At 58.8% G+C, this 17312-nt stretch carries 15 protein-coding genes; 1 reads left to right on the forward strand and 14 read right to left on the reverse strand.

Annotated features, from left to right (window positions below):
* Nucleotides 1–85: 85 nt before the first annotated feature.
* From GSQ90_RS24055 to GSQ90_RS24115, 13 genes are all read right to left on the reverse strand, one after another.
* Nucleotides 86–937 (reverse strand): ester cyclase, encoded by an 852-nt coding sequence (locus GSQ90_RS24055; protein WP_158817501.1) that lies wholly within the window; start codon nucleotides 935–937, stop codon nucleotides 86–88.
* An 800-nt stretch (nucleotides 938–1737) separates the two neighbouring features.
* Complete coding sequence (locus GSQ90_RS24060) at nucleotides 1738–2004, reverse strand: DUF2783 domain-containing protein (RefSeq protein WP_158817502.1); 267 nt, start codon at nucleotides 2002–2004, stop codon at nucleotides 1738–1740.
* A gap of 3 nt (nucleotides 2005–2007) precedes the next feature.
* On the reverse strand, nucleotides 2008–3621 hold the full coding sequence (locus tag GSQ90_RS24065) for an FAD-dependent oxidoreductase (RefSeq protein ID WP_158817503.1): 1614 nt from the start codon (nucleotides 3619–3621) through the stop codon (nucleotides 2008–2010).
* Between the two features lie 45 nt (nucleotides 3622–3666).
* Nucleotides 3667–4620 carry an MBL fold metallo-hydrolase gene (locus tag GSQ90_RS24070; RefSeq protein WP_158817504.1) on the reverse strand — a complete coding sequence of 318 codons (954 nt, stop codon included), beginning with the start codon at nucleotides 4618–4620 and terminating at the stop codon, nucleotides 3667–3669.
* Nucleotides 4621–4625: 5 nt separating this feature from the next.
* On the reverse strand, nucleotides 4626–5267 hold the full coding sequence (gene maiA, locus GSQ90_RS24075; RefSeq protein WP_158817505.1) for a maleylacetoacetate isomerase: 642 nt from the start codon (nucleotides 5265–5267) through the stop codon (nucleotides 4626–4628).
* On the reverse strand, nucleotides 5260–6576 hold the full coding sequence (fahA, locus tag GSQ90_RS24080; RefSeq protein ID WP_158817506.1) for a fumarylacetoacetase: 1317 nt from the start codon (nucleotides 6574–6576) through the stop codon (nucleotides 5260–5262). The genes maiA and fahA overlap by 8 nt, the downstream gene beginning before the upstream one ends.
* On the reverse strand, nucleotides 6573–7898 hold the full coding sequence (gene hmgA / locus GSQ90_RS24085) for a homogentisate 1,2-dioxygenase (RefSeq protein ID WP_210254963.1): 1326 nt from the start codon (nucleotides 7896–7898) through the stop codon (nucleotides 6573–6575). Before hmgA ends, fahA begins: the two co-directional genes overlap by 4 nt.
* Before the next feature lie 14 nt (nucleotides 7899–7912).
* Complete coding sequence (locus GSQ90_RS24090) at nucleotides 7913–8926, reverse strand: alpha/beta fold hydrolase (protein ID WP_158817508.1); 1014 nt, start codon at nucleotides 8924–8926, stop codon at nucleotides 7913–7915.
* 14 nt (nucleotides 8927–8940) lie between these two features.
* A complete protein-coding gene (locus GSQ90_RS24095) occupies nucleotides 8941–9630 on the reverse strand; it encodes an ABC transporter ATP-binding protein (RefSeq protein ID WP_246731745.1) in 690 nt (229 codons plus the stop codon).
* The gene (locus tag GSQ90_RS24100; RefSeq protein ID WP_158817509.1) at nucleotides 9627–11327 is read right to left on the reverse strand and encodes an ATP-binding cassette domain-containing protein; all 1701 of its coding nucleotides are present in this window, start codon (nucleotides 11325–11327) and stop codon (nucleotides 9627–9629) included. Before GSQ90_RS24100 ends, GSQ90_RS24095 begins: the two co-directional genes overlap by 4 nt.
* On the reverse strand, nucleotides 11314–12207 hold the full coding sequence (locus GSQ90_RS24105) for a branched-chain amino acid ABC transporter permease (protein WP_158817510.1): 894 nt from the start codon (nucleotides 12205–12207) through the stop codon (nucleotides 11314–11316). Before GSQ90_RS24105 ends, GSQ90_RS24100 begins: the two co-directional genes overlap by 14 nt.
* 7 nt (nucleotides 12208–12214) lie before the next feature.
* Nucleotides 12215–13381, reverse strand: coding sequence for an ABC transporter substrate-binding protein (locus GSQ90_RS24110; RefSeq protein ID WP_158817511.1), 1167 nt, complete (start codon nucleotides 13379–13381; stop codon nucleotides 12215–12217).
* A gap of 177 nt (nucleotides 13382–13558) precedes the next feature.
* A complete protein-coding gene (locus GSQ90_RS24115) occupies nucleotides 13559–14569 on the reverse strand; it encodes a carbon-nitrogen hydrolase family protein (RefSeq protein ID WP_158817512.1) in 1011 nt (336 codons plus the stop codon).
* Between the two features lie 522 nt (nucleotides 14570–15091).
* Between GSQ90_RS24115 and GSQ90_RS24120 the strand changes: the two genes are divergently transcribed.
* Complete coding sequence (locus GSQ90_RS24120; protein ID WP_158817513.1) at nucleotides 15092–16060, forward strand: helix-turn-helix domain-containing protein; 969 nt, start codon at nucleotides 15092–15094, stop codon at nucleotides 16058–16060.
* Nucleotides 16061–16415: 355 nt separating this feature from the next.
* Here GSQ90_RS24120 and GSQ90_RS24125 read toward each other — a convergent pair whose 3' ends face one another.
* The gene (locus GSQ90_RS24125) at nucleotides 16416–17090 is read right to left on the reverse strand and encodes a hypothetical protein (protein WP_246731751.1); all 675 of its coding nucleotides are present in this window, start codon (nucleotides 17088–17090) and stop codon (nucleotides 16416–16418) included.
* Nucleotides 17091–17312 lie beyond the last annotated feature (222 nt).

Consider the following 17312-nt stretch of genomic DNA (forward strand, 5'->3'; position numbering starts at 1 on the left):
TGAGCTCTCGCCAGACCCCGGGATCACTGCCAGTAACGGAGACTTGACCAGCTACGTATCCCGATGCTCCGGCAAGCGGCCTGCCCTACTTGCCGATCTGCTGCAGCGCGGTCATCCAGTTCTCCACGTGATAGGCGGTCGCCAGCTTGCCGTTTTTCACCGTGAATATATCGATCGCCATTGTATTGAAGCCCCTGCCGGTCGGCTTTGCTCCCCAGAACTCGCCCGTCGGCGTCCCGGTCGCTTTGCCACGCACCACGATTTGGTCGCCGAACGTCTGGATGTCCTCGATCGTCCAGCGCAAATCGGGGATGACCGAGCCCATGTTCTTGAATATCTCGCCGAGCTGGTCGCGCGAGAGCCACTCTTCATTTGTGTGGTGCGATTGATAATCGGGATTGGCGGCGTTGGCCAACAGAGCCGCCACGTCCTTTTTGGCAGGTTCGTTCAGCGCGTCATACAGCGGCGCCACGATCGCTCGCGCTTCCTCAATCGTCAACGGCGAGCCTGCGACAACTGGTGCGGAGTGACGATCTGGTTCCGCGAATAAATTGCCGAACATCGGCAGGCCGCTTTTTGATTCCACTGCAGACGCCTCATCCTGCAAAACATCCCAATGCTCCACGAGGCGTCCGCCCTCAATTCTCACAATATCTGCGGCAATCCAGGCCCGAGGGCGACCATGGCCACTGAACCGCCCGTGCAGCATGACACGGTCGCCCTCCGCGAGGACGACTGCGTTCTCATAGCGCAGAGTATCCGGTAAGTTCCGAACTAGGTTGAACAGGCCGTCTCGTCCGGGCCCAATGTGGGCGCTATGCTGGATGTAGGTCTCCGACCAGAACTCCGCCGCCTTGGCGTAATCCCGTTTGTTAAAAAGCGCATCAAACGCCTCGAGCACGAGCGATTTGTTCTCTTCCGCCGATGGTATGTTCATGTATATCTCGCCTTCTCTGTCAAAGAATTATTCGCCGAATAAACTTGAGGGCATCGGCATTAAGTACGTGAGCGTCGCTCGTTCGCATGCCGCAGGACGCGTTGGGATAAAGCTTCGACGACCCATTTTCGGAAGCTCGGCGGCGAGCACCGCTGCGACAAGGCGCGGCCTGACCGTCATCGCCATTCTCGTCTCCATCGCTGGCCCGCGCTCGACTTTGCCTCGTCAACGCTCCGCCCAGATGTTGTCTCGCTTGAAACTGAGGTTCGGATTTTCATGAGGACGACGATCACCTGCTTGCGCCTGAAGCAAAGGCGTGAGTGGCCCGCGGCTCTGCAAAGAAACAGAAAGTCCGGAAGCCCGATTGGATAAAGAAACGGCAAATTGGATTTTCTGCCGCATGCGGCGCCGAGTTGAAGAAAGAGATGACGGCCGCCATCGCCGTCGATGTCGTCAATCAAAACGGGCCATTCAGGGCTGTGAGCACCCGCGCATGATCGGTGAATAAGGTCGGGCGGGAGACAGCGGCAACCGAGCGGCGCATCATAGCGCCAGCGCTACGGCGTTTTGCCGAGACGTATCCGTCTCGCGTCACGTGCGGGCCTCGACGGGCCCCGAGGGCAGCGGCGCGTCTAATGCTTTGCGGCCTATATTGGCTTCTCCGCGGCGATGAGCCTTGAATATGAACGGCTTTGGCGAGCTTTGGAGGCGGGCGTCGGCGTTCGTAGCCCGCTAGAGCAGCAGACGGCGGATATCGACCATCCCCCCTCCGCCCGATGGAGTTGTCGGATCTGCGGTGGTTATGGGGAGGCCGGCTTTTCGACTTGGCCGACGATTCGGGACATTTCGGACGAATGTTTCTCGATCATGTCAATGGACTTCAGCTGAGCCGCCGCCAGAGCCTCGGTGAGCACTTCTCGGTCTCCGATATGGTTTGCAAGCAATAGGATCAATCTGGCGTTCAGCGCATCGCTGTCCGCTTTTGACAATCTTTCATGGGCAGCAAGCAATTCTGCATAGAAGTCATCGGGATCGACGATGTTTGGCGCTGTGTTCAATCGAGTCACATCTCATCTCCCGATTGCGACGCGGACGGCGCTTTGAACCGCCTCGGGGTTGAAGGCGCCCCAGCGCGCCGCGACATGTTGATCCGGCCGCATGAGATAGACAGCGCTTTCGACTGATCCCAGATAGCGCTTCCTAATATGGTCGCCGCCAACGCTTCTTGTGGAGAGGGAGACGAGCGACACTTCTATGCCTTCTACAAAAAGTCTTTCCGGCGCTTCGGTGTTGATGGTGACGAGTTGGAAACCGCCATTGAGACGATCGAGAAGCCATCCTTCCGGCGTCGGAAGATCAACGGCGGGCGATCCCGGGCGAGTTCGACGCGGCATGCCCGCGTCATCGGGACCGTTGAGGGGCGAACCGTCATATGTGCAGGGCACGGAAAGACGTCCGGAATTCACCATCGGCCGGGTTGCCGGATACAGCTCTGAGAGATCGAGCACGGCATCACGAAAGAGTCGGCTCGTCTCGGATTTCGGGGTTATAAAGTCCGTCGAACGCGAAGAGTTCGATATGTTCTCGTCAGCGCCGCAGACGCGCTCGAAGTCGTAGGTATCGAGCAGACCTTCGGGCGCGACGCCATCGAGCACGAGTTTCAGCTTCCAGGCGAGATTGTCGATATCCTGTACGCCCGAATTCGCGCCGCGCGCGCCGAACGGGGAGACCTGATGTGCGCTGTCCCCAGCGAAAATGATCCGGCCGTGCCGGAATTTTTCCATCCGACGGCACTGAAAGGCATAGATAGAGACCCATTCGAGTTCGAATTGCGCGTCCTCGCCGAGAAAGGCCTTCAATCGGGGAATGACATTTTCCGGTTTGGATTCTTCCTTCTTGTCGATATTCCAACCAAGTTGAAGATCGATGCGCCAGACATTGTCGGGTTGCTTGTGGAGCAGCGCCGATTGTCCGCGATTGAACGGAGGATCGAACCAGAAGCGGCGCTCGACCGGAAATCTCGGGCTGTCCGGCATCACAACATCGGCAATGAGAAAGTTGTCCTCAAAAACGCGACCGACGAAATCGAGCCCAAGCAGATTGCGAACCGGGGACGCGGCTCCATCACATGCGATGAGCCATTGGGCGTTCATATCGTAGGCGCCTTCTGGGGTCTCCACGGTCACCCGAACCCTCCGATCGCCCGGCTCAACAGCCACGACGTTGGAAGCGCCGCGCAGGTCAATTGGCTTTCCCTGAGCTTGCAGCGCGCGAATCCGCTCAACGAGATAATGTTCGAGATAATATTGCTGTAGATTGATGAAAGCGGGGCGCTTGTGCCCCCCCTCAGGCAAGAGGTTAAACTCGAACACCTTGCGGTCGCGGAAAAAGACTTTGCCGAGGCTCCAGACAACGCCCTTGTTGACCATGGCATCGCCGCAGCCGAGGCGATCGAAAATCTCGAGTTGCCGCTTGGCGAAGCAGATGGCTCGCGAACCCCAGCTCACCCTCTCGTTTTCGTCGACGACGACAACCGGAATGTTCTTGAGCGCCAGATCGATAGCAGCTGCCAGGCCAACGGGCCCCGCTCCCACCACGACGACAGGATGGGTGACAGGCGAGACGGCGTCCTGATCGGCGCTTCGCCGATAGGGATACAAGGGGACCTCAAATATTTTGGTCATTTCGCCTCTTTGTGGCGCCTTGGAGCAGCGCTCCGGCTGTTCGATTCAGCCCTGCAAGGCCGACCACATGGCCAGATCGCGGTCGGCGGTCCAGATACGCGGCGTATCCATGCCCAACGCCTCGTCGTAGGCGCGAGCGACATTGAACGGAAGGCAATGCTCATAGATTGCGTAGGATTTGAATTTTGGATCACAGGCGGCTCGGCACGCGTCCCAAGCCTGTTTCAGCGTCCCGCCACCCTGGGCGATCCGCGCAACAGGGCGATAGGTCGACGTGAGGAAATCAATCGTGCTGTCGAGCGCCTGCTTCACCCCTTCCTTGCCGACGAGCGCAGCGCCGCGTCCGGGCGCGATAGCGTCGACGTCGAAACGGCGAATAGCCTCTATGGTCTCCGGCCAGTCATGGAAATGTCCATCGCCGCAATAGCATGCTGACTGATACTCTATGATGTCGCCAGTGAACATCACGTTTTGATCCGGCACGAAGGCGACGATGTCTCCGGCGGTGTGCGCACGGCCAAGATGCATGAGATCGACTCGGCGCTTGCCGAGATAGAATGTCGCGCGCGTTCCGAAGGTGAGCGTCGGCCATGTCAATCCTGGGATGCTCTCGTGCCCCTGGAATAAGCGTGGAAATCGCTGGAACTCGCTGTCCCAGTCTTCCTGCCCGCGCTCCGCGACCATAGACCGCGCCTTGTCCGACGAGATGATCTCGGAAGCGCCATAGGCTGACGCGCCCAACACGCGCACGGCGTGATAATGGCTGAGGACGACATATTTGATCGGCTTGTCCGTAACGCCCCGAATTCTTTCCACGACCTTCGCGGCCAACCGCGGCGTCGCCTGGGCGTCGACGATCATGACGCTGTCATCGCCGATAATGACGCCCGTGTTTGGGTCGCCTTCGGCCGTGAAGGCCCACAGCCCTTTGCCAACCTCGATGAAGGAAATTGCTTTCTCGGTGAGATCACCCTGAGAAGCGAAAGCTTTGGCTGTCATGGACGTTACTCCGCGTCGAATTGGGCCTCGGGGGAGGCCTGCTGGAAAGGGACAAGGGCTCGCGCGACGGCGTCCACGCGCTCGATCGTCGGGTAGGCGGCAAGGTCGAGCTCGAAACGTCTGGCGTTGTAGACTTGAGGCACGAGGCAGACGTCGGCGAGCGTGATCTGATCGCCGATCGCATGCGCGCCGGCCGTTTGCGCCAGTCTCGCCTCGATCGCCGCAAAACCGAGGCCGATCCAATGTCGATTCCAGGCGGCGCGCTGAGTCGCCTCAGCCCCGAAGTCGGTGGTCAGCTTTTCGAGCACGCGCAGATTGCCCACGGGATGGATATCGCAGACGACGACGAGTGCGATCTCCCGCGCCAGGGCTCGCGCGCGCGGCGTTGACGGCAAAAGCGGCGGCCGGGGATTCGTCTCATCGAGATATTCGAGGATCGCCAGCGACTGAGTGAGCTGGAAATCGTCCTCGCTCCAAGTTGGAACCAAACCAGCGGGGTTGCGCGCCAGATTCGCTGCGCCTCGTTGTTCGCCCCTTCGCAGATGCACGAAGGCCGCGGCATATGAAATGCCCTTTACGTTGGCTGCGATCCGCACGCGGTAGGCCGCAGAGGAGCGCCAATACCCGAAAAGAATAGGCTCAGCCATCGGCGTTTTCACGTTCGCCCGGCCACGGCGGCTCGGCAGGCGCCGGCAAGACTTTGCCGACGCATTCGCCGAAGCCCACACGATAGTCCTCGCCTTCGGCCCAAGCCGAAAACGTGACGGTGTCGCCGTCTTCAAGGAAGGTGCGCGCCTCGCCGGTGTCCAGAGTTATGGGTTCGGCGCCTCCCCAGGTCAGCTCCAGGAGAGAGCCGCGGCTGTCCTTCGACCGCCCCGAAATGGTTCCCGAGCCCAAAAGGTCGCCCGTGTTCATCAGACAGCCCGAAACGGCATGATGCGCGAGTTGCTGAGCGGCCGAATAATAGAGTTCGCGCGAATTGGTCCGCGCAATCGTCGTCGCTCGCGCCGCGCCCTCGGGCCGGAGCCTGACCTCGAGCTCTATGTCGTAGAACATAGGGCCCTGGTCTCGCAGATAGGGCAGAAGCGGACGATCGCGTTTTGGGGCAGCGACAGCAAAAGGCTCCAGCGCCGCTTTCGGCACGACCCAAGGACTGATCGACGTCGCGAAGGCCTTCGCCTGGAACGGGCCGAGCGGTTGATATTCCCAAGCCTGGATATCGCGCGCCGACCAGTCGTTCAGGAGGACGTATCCGAAGATCATGGCGTCGGCCTCAGCCACCGTGATCGGCTCGCCAAACCTTGACGGCATTCCCACCACGGCGCCCATTTCGAGTTCGAAGTCTAACCGGGCCGACGGACCGAAAACGGGAAGCTCTGCTGCAGGCGCCTTTTTCTGTCCAAGCGGACGGCGAAAGTCCGTACCGCTGACGACGACCGTCGAGGCCCGGCCATTATATCCGATGGGAATGCTCAGCCAATTCTGCGGAAGCGCATTTTCGGCGCCGCGAAACATCATGCCGACGTTGGTCGCGTGATGTCGTCCGGCATAAAAGTCGGTATAGCCATCGACCTTGAACGGCATGTGCATGCGGACTTTGTCGGCAGGCCGCACCGCCCGTGCGCGGAGGTCGTGATCGTCCAAAAGGCGCCGATCTCCTCCCTCGCTCAGAAGTTCGACGAGGCGCCGACGCACCCGCGCCCAAGCTGAAGGCCCGCGCGCCATAAAACGGTTGAGCGACGGGCTCGCAAAGACAGGCGCGCCAGCGTCAATCAGTTCGACCGTCTCCAATTCGCCGAGATCAATGACCCGGTCGCCGAGCGCAACGCCGCAGCGCGGCGCGGAGCCGGCCGAACTGAACACGCCATAGGGCAGGTTCTGAATCGGAAAGTCGCAATCGCGCAGATTTGCGCTTTCGATCCAACTGCAGCGGCTCGGTTCGGAGACAATCGTCATGGAACGCCGCCCTGTGCCGTCGAGCCCGGCGTCCCGTCAAAGGCCTTATCCAGTCCCATCCAGCAATCCGGATAGTCGTCCTGAATGCCCGAAAGGGCCGCCGCATACTGAGTCAATTGCTGCGGAAACCGCGTCTCGAACATGAACGCCATCGTATTCGACAGCTTATGGGGTCCGAGCTCGCCGTGGCTGGCCTTGTCGAACGCCGTCTTGTCCGGCCCATGCGGGAGCATCATGTTGTGCAGCGAGAAGCCGCCGGGGACGAAGCCCGTCTCCTTTGCGTCGTATTGCCCGTACAGCAATCCCATAAACTCGCTCATGATGTTCATGTGATACCAGGGCGGGCGGAACGAATGTTCGGCGACCACCCACCGCTCCGGGAAAATGACGAAATCGACGTTCGCTGTGCCCGCTTCGCCTGATGGCGCCGTCAGCACCGTGAAGATCGACGGGTCGGGATGATCGAACAGCAAGGCGCCAACAGGCGAAAATGTCCTCAGATCGTATTTGTAGGGCGCGTAGTTGCCATGCCAGGCGACGACGTCGAGCGGCGAATGGCCGATCTCGGTGACGTGAAACTGCCCGCACCACTTTACGAATACGCGGCTTGGCGATTCCTTCTCTTCGTATGCAGCGAGCGGCGTCTTGAAATCACGTGAATTGGCGAGACAGTTGGCGCCGATCGGACCGCGTTCGGGCAACGTGAATTTTGCGCCATAGTTTTCACAGACATAGCCGGTCGACGAGCCCTCGAGAGGCTCCACTTTGAATTTCATGCCGCGCGGCACAACCGCGACCTCTCCGGAGCCCAGTTCGATCTTTCCGAGTTCCGTAAAAATCAAAATGCTGCCCCGCAGGGGCAGGATCATCATCTCCCCATCCGCGTTGAAGAAATATTCGTCGACCATCGGCGCGTTCACGAAATAGATATGCGCGGCCATACCGACCTGCGTGTAGACATCGCCAGCGGTGGTGATCGTGCGCAAACCTGTTAGAAAGGTCACCGGTTCGGAAGGCGCAGCTATGGGGTCCCAACGCAACGGGCCGAGGGGGCGGCCGTGCTCGATGATGTGCGGCGCTGTCTTCCAGAACGGAAGATCAGTCCGTCTGAAGCGGCGGATATGTCCGACCGACGGACGCATGCGATAGAGCCAGGAACGCTCGTTGCTGCCGCGCGGTGCGGTAAACGGCGACCCTGAAAGCTGTTCGGCGTAGAGATTATAGGCGCAGCGTTGCGGCGAATTCTGGCCCTGAGGAAGAGCACCCGGAAGCGCCTCCGTTTCGAAATCGTTGCCGAACCCGGGCATATAATGAAGTGTCATGATGGCTCGCTCCTTCATGCGGACAGAAGGTCTTTGATCGCTTGGTCGATGAATGCAACATCCGTCCTATTAAGACCGAGCGCCCCTGCCGAATGTCCCCAGATCGATGGGATAACTCTTAGCTCCGCATTTGGCATCGAACTGACTTCGGCCGCGCTGTCCTCGGGCGGAAAGTAGAGATCCGTTTCGCACGGCATGACGATCGCGCGCGCTTTGATGGAACTTAGCGCCTTTGCAAAATCACCTTGATAAACGGTGTTCAAGCTTATGTCGGCGGCCTGCCAGGTTGCGAGCATCGAGAGTAGGTTATTGGCATCTATCTTGGTGAAAAACGCCTCCCAGAAACCCTCAATGAATGCCTCGAGAGACGGAAATCCAAGGTCTTTGATATCGCACTCGGACCGATAGAACGCTTGGGAAAAGCCCCAACCCGCGTACACGCGGCCAACAGCTTTGAGGCCTTCGACAGGCGGCTTGCGATAAGCTCCATGTTCGAATGCCTGATCGGCCTTTAGCGCAGCCTTGACTCCCTCAAGGAATACGAAGTTGTGACGCGATGTGCGGGCGGATCCACAGAATGGCGCTATCCGTTCAACGTAGTCCGGGTATAGAGCGCCCCAATGAAATACCTGTTGCGCTCCCATTGACCATCCGACAGCAAGCGCAACGCGCCGCGCTCCAAATCGCTCGGTTAGGAGGCGATGCTGAAGCTTGACGTTGTCGTAGATGGATACGGACGGAAACCTAGCGCCCGCAAAGGCGACACTGTTACTGGGGGAAGTGGACAAGCCGTTTCCCAGAAGATTCGGCACCACAATAAAGTACCGACGCGGGTCCAGGGCGCGATCCTCACCTATGAGCCATTCGTTGTCGGCGTGCGTACCGCAAAAGAAGGTCGGATACACGATAACGTTGTCACCGGCTTCGTTCAGCTTTCCGTAGGTCGAATAGGCAAGGGTCGTCCCGGCGAGAACGGAGCCATTCTGCAGGACCACGTCTCCAGCATAAAATTCATCGTAAATCTTCATCACGGTCTCTTCGCTCAGGAAAGATACGCTTCGTGAAGCGTGGTCGGGTCTGAAAGCAATTCGCTGCACGTTCCCCCGAGGACGATTGATCCGTGGTTCATGACATACGCGTAGTGACCAATCTCCAGCGCGAGATTTGCGTACTGCTCCACGAGCAAGACGCCCAACCCGTCCCTCGCAAGGCTGACGAGTAGAGACAGCAAGCGTTGAACAATGAGCGGGGCAAGGCCCAGCGACAATTCATCGATCATTAAAAACGAGGGTTTGCAGAGAAGAGCCCGCGCCAAGACAAGCATCTGCTGCTCACCCCCTGACAGATTCGAGGCAAGGACATCTTTTCTTTTGACTAGCTCTGGAAACCATAGGTAAGCGTCTTGCGTCCGGGACGAAACGATCACGAGATTTTCTTCAACGGTCAAGCCGGCGAACACGGTCCTTCCCTGTTCCACGAACGATAGGCCTCTGCGCTGACGCTGCAGTCGATCCATGTCAAGCAAGGGCGATCCTCGTAGGAGCGCTGAGCCTTCGCTGACTGGGATGACCCCAGCCACCCCCTCAAGCAACGTCGTGCGACCAGCTCCGTTGGGTCCCAAAAGAACCGTGATTTTCCCCTGCGGCGCTTTAATTGCGACGTCTCGGACCACCAGCGATCCCGCGCGCTCGATCGTGACTCCTGCAAGTTCGAGATCGGCGGATATCGTCACGCTACCTCCTTACCCAGATAGGCGGCGATCACCTCTGGCGACTTTAAAGCCTGCTGCGGGGGGCCACTGGCAATCACCTTCCCGAAGTCAATAACGACTACCTTTGTGCAGACGGCCTGGATAAGCGACATGTCGTGTTCGACAAGTAGAATGGAGCATCCAAAGCGCTTGGGTATCTCGACGATGCGCTCGGCCAGAATTCGTGATTGCTGGTGCGCCAAGCCAGCGGCTGGCTCGTCGAGAAGCAGTACACGAGGCCTTGCGACGACGGCTCCGGCAACCTCGATCAGCCGTCTCAATCCGATTTCAAGAGATCCGATTCTGTCGTGTGACGAGCAACACTGAAAGAAGCAAAGCAGTTCCTCCGATTCCTCAAGCGTCACGGGTCTGCCGGCGCTCAGACGAAGATACTCTAGGGCCGTCAGATGCGGAGTTGCTCGGGACTGTTGAAACGTTCGTCGGAGGCCCAACCGAGCACGCGCGTCCGGCGCGAAGGGTTCGAGCGACGTGCTCTCCATGCGCACGCTCCCCTCGTAGTCCCTAACGAAGCCCGAGACCGCATCGATAATTGTCGACTTGCCCGCACCGTTGGGGCCAATCAGCGCGACTACGCCCCTTTGCGGGATTTCGAAGCTGACATGGTCAACCGCCTTAACTTGACCGTAGGTCACGCTGAGGTCGGTTATCGTCAGCGAGCTTCCGGGTTGCGGAAGACGCGCGACAACCGGATGCGAAACGTCAATGTGCCTAGTTTCGATGGGGCGCTGGTCACTGGTCAGGTTAACGAGCTTCGCTCGGATGTTGCCCCCAATTCCCACGCCCCGATAAAGGGCCTGCACGGCGCCAATTCCGAATAGAAACTCCGCTAGATCCAGAGGCAAGCCGAGGCTACGGAGTACTTCCGGCACCATCACCGTCAAGAGACCTGCAATAGCGGCGCCTTCCAGAAAATGCGCGGCCGTGAAGATGCTCAGCGAGAAGACGGCTAGCGACGTCAACGCTTCGAAGTTCCTGCCGGTTAGGGTTCCAAGCTGCACAGCCATAAGCGCGCCCGCGAGGCCCGCGATTGCGGCGCCGATCGCAAAGGCCACAATCTTCGCGCTGGAAACGGAGACGCCAAGCGCTGCAGCCGCCCTCTCCGAATGAGCGATCGTTGTCCATGCGGCGCCGAGTTTGGTTTTACGGAGCAACTCTACGCCGCCCCCGACGACGGCGAAGGCGAGTATGCCCAGAACAAGGACTGCATGATCGTCGGCAAGCCAAGCTGGCCGCTCAAAGCCGGTGTTCGTCTCGTTCCCCGGAAATCCAATTCTGATGAAGAGCGCATCGCAAGCGACGGCAAAAGCGAGCGTCACCGCAGCGAGGTTTATTCCCCGCAGTCTGAGCGTCGGCAAACCGATCAACGCACCGGAGAGACCGGCGGCGCAGGGAGGCAAGATTAGGACACTCAAAAACGGAATCTGCGGCAAGTGCAAATTGAGCCAACACGCACACCACGCGCCGACTCCACAGAACGACATCTGGCACAGGGACGCCAGACCCGCTTGTCCCGCAAGGAGCCCTACACTCATCGCAGCGATGCCGACGATGACAGCTGATGTCGCCAGGAACGTCAGATAGTCCGAGAGCATCAGACTGCCTGCGGTCACACCAAGGACAACGATAATCAGAAGGGCGAGCGCCCTACCGCGAGGCATCCCACACCTCCTTCCGCTGTGACCAAAGGAGAACTGTCAAAATGACGACAAAGGGCATCGCTTGCCTGTAGGGCCCAACGGCATCGAAATAAGATGACGCTCCTTCGATCAAGCCAAGCGTGAACCCGCCCGCGAGAGCGGCGGGCACACTCCGGAACAATCCAAACAAAGCCGACGCCATCGCGGGAATGAGCAATAGGCTGAGGGTAAGAAAGTTGCTGGGGCGGTTGGGCGCGACGAGCGTAATGGCAAGCGCGGTGATCCCTCCACTGCAGGCCCAAACCACCTTAATGAGTTGGGCCGCTGGTATGCCAAGTAGCTCCGCCGTGATCCTTCGCTCGCTGACAGCTCGCAGCATTGCGCCGACCCTCGTGAACCCCAAGATCAGCGAAAGCAGCACGCCGATCGAAAGAGCCAAGCCAGTCGTGATTAGCACTGACGCTGAGAAAGTAACGCCTGCAACGGCAATCGACGCACCCGCAAACAATCTGGGAATTGATCTCGGTGCGTCGCCGAAGACACGAAAGCCAACCGCAAGCAGGGCTAGCATCAAAGCGATAGTCACGGACGATTTTATGAGCGCGGACGCCTGGTCGAACCACGCCGTCATAATTGTGCCTATCACGAGCGAAAGTAACGCCCCGACAGTCACTCCCACGAGAATGGCGATCCATTGCGGATACCCACCTCCGTATATCGTCAGCCCGACGTAAGTGCCAAACACGCCGACTACAGACTGAGAGAAATTCATCACGCCGGACATTCTGTACGTGAGCACCAAGCTTGTCGCGATCAACGCGTAGGCGCTTCCCGGAATCAATCCGACCAACAAGCTCTGGATCATTTTCACGAACTCATCATTGGAATCGCTCAGGAACACCCTCCGATCAGTTCGGCAGAGTCACGAAGTCCGGTGTCGCCACCACCCAGGCGCCGTCCTTGATCTGAACGAACTTTGACGATGAATTCGGGTTATGCGCCGAATCGCGGCCAAACGAATATGAAGAGCCCATAAGAGGCGTCTTGTATCTGTCGAGAGCAAGAAGAGCTGCGGTTACACTCTCGCGCGTCACTTCTCCCTTAATATTCTTCATAACATCGGCAATGATGGTCGCAGCAAGATACCCGCCTTCGGAGAACGACGTCAGCGGGATATTATTTGACGTCATAAGTTGACGCCAATCTTTCAGCGTCTCCGAGGACGTAAGAAAGGGCTCGAACTCTGAATTTGCGTAGATACCCTCGCCGTCAGCTCCAAGCACCTTTGCGACGTTCGTGGTGTAGGCCGGGGTCAGGAATATCCACGTGATGCCGGTAACCCCTTGCTCCTTAACCGCCTGCATCCAAGCGACCACCTGAGGCTCGATTCCGGTGAAGACAACCGCTTCGCAACCCGAGCGTTTTGCCTTCAGCACGAGCGGGGTCACATCGTCGGTTGGCTGCATCGTCCGATCGTCGACCTTGAGAGACTTTCCGGTCACGCGCGTATAGCGATCAATAGCGCGCTGCCAGCCCACCGCCTGGATCGGTATCCCCGAGCTAAAGGAACATACGTCGGCCTTGTGCAGGATTTCGCTCGCGAAGTATAGAGAGATCGCGAGGCCGAGGTAAGGGCCGGTGTTTACAGGCGATATGTTCGACGAGGTGAAGCAAACCGGATCCACTCCGGTGCCCTGGACCGAAAGAAAGTTTTTGCTCTTATAATAGGCCGCGTTCGCGGAACATTCGGGAAGACTTGCGGACGCGACATTTACCACGACGCTCTTGTCGTCGACCAAACGGTGCGCCGCTTGCGCGGCAACTCCAGGGTCACCCTTGTCGTCCTCAATGAGGTACTCAATCTTTCGCCCTTCTATTCCGCCGGCTTGATTGATTCGATCGAAAACTGCCTTCGCCGCGGCGGTTGATTCTGGGAACGTAAATGCTCCGGTAATCGTGCTTACAGCGCCGATCCGGATTGCTTCAGCGCAATGCGCCGGACTGGCGAGCCCGATCGCGGCGACAAGCAAGGAGGAGGCGAACAATGTCGTCCGGTATTTCGCGTGATTGCTCATGACAACCTCTCATCTTGATTGATTTATCGAAGAACGTTGGCGTCGCCGTTCGGTTGGGATTTTCGGCGTATCTTCGAGCGGTTTGCTGCAGGCGTCTGTCCCATCCGTCGAGCGCCGACCGACCGTCGACCCCAACCTTGGAGTCGCTGGAAACCAGCCCCCCGTTCTCGCACAAAATTAGTCAGAGCCGTTCACCTTGGGCTCGGTCACATCGTGCGGCAACGAAAAGTATTCTACTCTCCGCGAAGGCTTGTTGTTGAAGAGTAAGCGGAGCACATCGGGGCGAGAATAGTGCCCCGCCGGGTCAGCCGCGTTCTTGGCGACGCCAATGGCCGCAAGATCGATGGTGGCGTATAGGATTCCCTCTTCGGTCTCAGGCAGCTTCGCGGCCAGCGGGCTTCCGTCGGGCCCGTAGATTACGGCGTGCCCCCCGCCCTCGTGCACCAGGCTGCGCTTATCTTCGGTGTCACACATCTCGTCGACCATCTCCCGTGAGATGACCGCGCAAGGCGCGAGTACAAAGCAGGACCCCTCGACCGCGTAAACCTTGCTGACGGCGTTGTTAGTCTCCCAACCGAGCGCATGTGCGAATGGTTCGTACATCGAAAAGCTAGGCCAAGCTCCGACATGGACTTGTTCGTTCTGTGCGTACATTGCGAATTTGGTTAGAGGTTGGACGTGCTCCCAGCAACAAAGCGCCCCCAGCCGCCCCAAATCGGCTCGTTCGTGGACTGCAATATGGCTGCCGTCTCCCTCGCCGAAGACCGTTCGCTCGACATGCGTTGGCCGAAGCTTGCGTCTCTTGGCGATGGTTTCCCCGTCCGGACCGATCAGCCACTGCGAAATATAGAGGCTGCCCCCGTCACGTTCCGAGAGACCAAGCACGACCGTGATTTTGTTGTCGCGCGCCGCCTCCGCGATCTGCCGTGCGAGAGCGCTGTCGTAGGTGAGCGAATTGTCAAAGTAACGTTGGACAAATCCCTTCGCGATCGCCCAGGCTGGCGTTCCGATCCAGACATGCCATGGATAACCGGGAACCCAAAGCTCAGGAAAGCCGACCAGCTTCGCACCGTTCTTCGCGGCATCCTCGATATATTTAATGGTCTTGGCGACCGTACCTTCCAAATCCATCCAAACCGGCGCAGCTTGCACTACGGCCGCTTTGAATTTGGGATGCCTGACGCCCATTAGTCATTCTCTCCTATCGTCTTCCAATGCGCTTTCGTTGCCCCGCCGCGTGGCGGAAGCGGGCGCCCTTCAGCAGGCGGTATTCGCTGTCTGGACTTGAACAGTTCGACTCGCCCGCCACCGGTCACAGGACTGCACCCCGCTCCTGGGGACCGAGCCGACGGAGGTCGCCATCGAACTGGTCCGATCAGAAGAAGTTCGAGAGGCCATGAATCTCTCCTCCGCTGCGGTGGCGCCGATCTAAAGCCGAGTGATATTGGCCCATCCCGGCAAGACGAACTTGGCCAGGAAGGAACCGAAACTTTGTTGAATAGGCGCTAGTGGACCAACCAGGCCTGGATGCCCAATCGCGGCGAGGCCTTCAGGGGCGCGGCAGATGGCATATTTCCTGCTTGATTCCCTGTCGCTGCGGGATAGACTTGCCATGCGCGAGCACGCAGTGAGGAACGGAGACCGTTCTGCGATTGCGGAAAGTCGGGATGGCCTTGTGGGCTGGTCGCGGCAGCAGGTGCGACGAGGACTATGCAACCAGTTTTCGCCACGACGGCCAACATACCAGTGCGCGAGAAATTCGCCTATTGGCACGATGTGGTGTGCGACAATCTGGTGGACCTTGAGTACAAGCTCGTGGGCGACCGCGGCTTCGAAGCGGCGTTTCATGGGACGCCGGTCAGCGACCTTCACCTCTGCCGTATCCAGGCCTCCCCCCACAGCGCGGAGCGCAGTAAAGCCGGCATATCGAGATCGGCAAACGCCACTTTGGTTTTCAATTTCGTTTTGTCAGGCTCCATGGTCGCGGAGCAGGACGGGGGTGTGGCGCAGCTCAGGGCCGGCGACGGGGCGCTGTGCGACGCGGAGCGCCCCTACCGACTGCATTCCGACGAAGCTTTCGATCTAGCCTGCATCCGGGTTCCGCGGCAGCTTATCGCCAGCCGCAACGACCTTCCGCAACGGTTGTTAGCTTGCAATTTTAGCGATCGGAGCGAGCTCGCGCCGATGGTCTTCGCGTATCTTTCCCGTCTCGTGGACAGCGCACTAAAGCTCGGCGACAGCGCTCGGATAAGAGTTGCTCAAAATTTCACGGAACTCCTCGCGGCGATGGTTGCCGAGCTCGCCGAATCCGGTCAGCCGCCGCTGAGCGAATACCGCAGCCTTGCCTTGATAAGAGTCAAGGCGACCGTCGAGCGCTCGCTTAGGAATCCCAATGCGACCTCTGCGACCATTGCCGAAGAGCTGAAGCTGTCGCAACGATACATCAATCAGTTGCTGGAAGCCGAAGGAACGTCGCTTTCCCGCTACATGTGGAGTCGCCGTCTCAAAAGCTGCGCCGCACAGTTGAGGAATCCGGCATTGCGGGGCCGCAGCGTGTCGCAGATCGCGATGGAGAACGGCTTCAACGATCTCAGTCACTTCAGCAAAGCGTTTAGAAACCGCTTCGGCGTGCCACCTCGCGAATATCGGAACGTGCCTTCCTCCGGAACGTTGGCCTAAGAGCGGATCGAGGTTCGAGGCGTCCACCTCCGGTCGACTTTCCGGGGCTTCGGAAAAAGCTTACCTTGGGGTCGTTGGCGAACGGAAAGGAATTCTAGACAGCGCGCACGAAAACTGGCGAAAGCCGCAACACTCACGGCTGCAGGAATGGGCGTAGGCGCCTTTGTTTCCAATTGCACCGGCGCGGCGTTTGGGACCGCGTCGGGCTTGGCTGACGAGTTCGCCCTCGAGAAGATAGCGGAGTTCACAACAGAAACCGCCTTGGGTCTTTTGGACAGCATTGTGATGGAGCGCGTAACAAAGGTTGACGATGTCAGAGCCGTACTTGAAAACGCGGCGCAGTCCTAGCTCCAAATTAAGGACGGACTAGAGGGATTTGCAGGTTCGTCGGTCTGTTTTGTTCCGTATCGAAGCCGCGCCCGTCAATGTTTCGTGCGCCCCAAAAGAGTAGATCACTTCGTGTGTAAATCAGGTCGAATTCCGCAAAATTCGTCCCCTCCTTCAAACCAAAAGAAGCAAATGTCTTCCCGAGCACGCTCTGGGAGACGTTGACTTCCCATTTACCGTAGCCTGCGCCTCCAATCTTATTAAGAAGGTCGGCAAATCCTTGGACGAGCGGTGTGACCTCGTAACCCTCGTCGGCGACGAAATCAACCTTCTGCGCGCCCGGGGCGATCGGATGTGCGCCTCGCCATTGCATGTGCCCCTTGAGGGCAATCCGGGCGAGGGGCACCGCTCCATAAGGATCGGCGAAGTTGGTGATCACGAGTTCGAAGTGATCACCCGCCAAATACTTGAAAGCACGCTTCAGATAGAACGGCTTTAGCGTGCCGTCCGCATTCTTGGAGGCGCTCGGCCTAACCTCCGGCGCGATGCTCACCCATTCGCCGAGCATCGAAGTCTTCACTGTTTCAACATCGGTTTCCATAGACGTATTTCCTTGCGATTGTTTGGGATGCGTTTGCGCCGACGCCGTTACGCAGACGGTGATCGCCACAGCGGCGACCAATAATTTCAGGCCCCAGATCATCGACACCTTTGACCTCCACAATTTGCCGTATGTGTAACGACAAGAGATCGCGCTTCACGACGTAGAGCTGGGACCAACGTTCGCCGCAGCGTCCTCCACTCCAGATATTCGAACACCATTCTGGCAAACTGCGACGCGCTTCCTTCCGCCGATCTTCGATGCCACGCGAAACCGGAGTCGGCTAAACCCTTCGCATAGTGGCGGGCGCGGGTGGGGGTGGGG

The sequence above is a fragment of the Methylocapsa sp. S129 genome (assembly GCF_009765995.1).
In the GTDB taxonomy this organism is placed as follows: domain Bacteria; phylum Pseudomonadota; class Alphaproteobacteria; order Rhizobiales; family Beijerinckiaceae; genus Roseiarcus.

Bases quoted from the DNA above. Each gene is read 5' to 3' on its own strand.
- GSQ90_RS24125 (WP_246731751.1), bottom strand. From the start codon at position 17,090: ATGATCTGGGGCCTGAAATTATTGGTCGCCGCTGTGGCGATCACCGTC.
- GSQ90_RS24120 (WP_158817513.1), top strand. From the start codon at position 15,092: ATGCAACCAGTTTTCGCCACGACGGCCAACATACCAGTGCGCGAGAAA.
- hmgA (WP_210254963.1), bottom strand. From the start codon at position 7,898: ATGACACTTCATTATATGCCCGGGTTCGGCAACGATTTCGAAACGGAG.
- fahA (WP_158817506.1), bottom strand. From the start codon at position 6,576: ATGACGATTGTCTCCGAACCGAGCCGCTGCAGTTGGATCGAAAGCGCA.
- GSQ90_RS24100 (WP_158817509.1), bottom strand. From the start codon at position 11,327: ATGCCTCGCGGTAGGGCGCTCGCCCTTCTGATTATCGTTGTCCTTGGT.
- GSQ90_RS24110 (WP_158817511.1), bottom strand. From the start codon at position 13,381: ATGAGCAATCACGCGAAATACCGGACGACATTGTTCGCCTCCTCCTTG.
- GSQ90_RS24065 (WP_158817503.1), bottom strand. From the start codon at position 3,621: ATGACCAAAATATTTGAGGTCCCCTTGTATCCCTATCGGCGAAGCGCC.
- GSQ90_RS24115 (WP_158817512.1), bottom strand. From the start codon at position 14,569: ATGGGCGTCAGGCATCCCAAATTCAAAGCGGCCGTAGTGCAAGCTGCG.
- GSQ90_RS24090 (WP_158817508.1), bottom strand. From the start codon at position 8,926: ATGAAGATTTACGATGAATTTTATGCTGGAGACGTGGTCCTGCAGAAT.
- maiA (WP_158817505.1), bottom strand. From the start codon at position 5,267: ATGGCTGAGCCTATTCTTTTCGGGTATTGGCGCTCCTCTGCGGCCTAC.
- GSQ90_RS24055 (WP_158817501.1), bottom strand. From the start codon at position 937: ATGAACATACCATCGGCGGAAGAGAACAAATCGCTCGTGCTCGAGGCG.
- GSQ90_RS24070 (WP_158817504.1), bottom strand. From the start codon at position 4,620: ATGACAGCCAAAGCTTTCGCTTCTCAGGGTGATCTCACCGAGAAAGCA.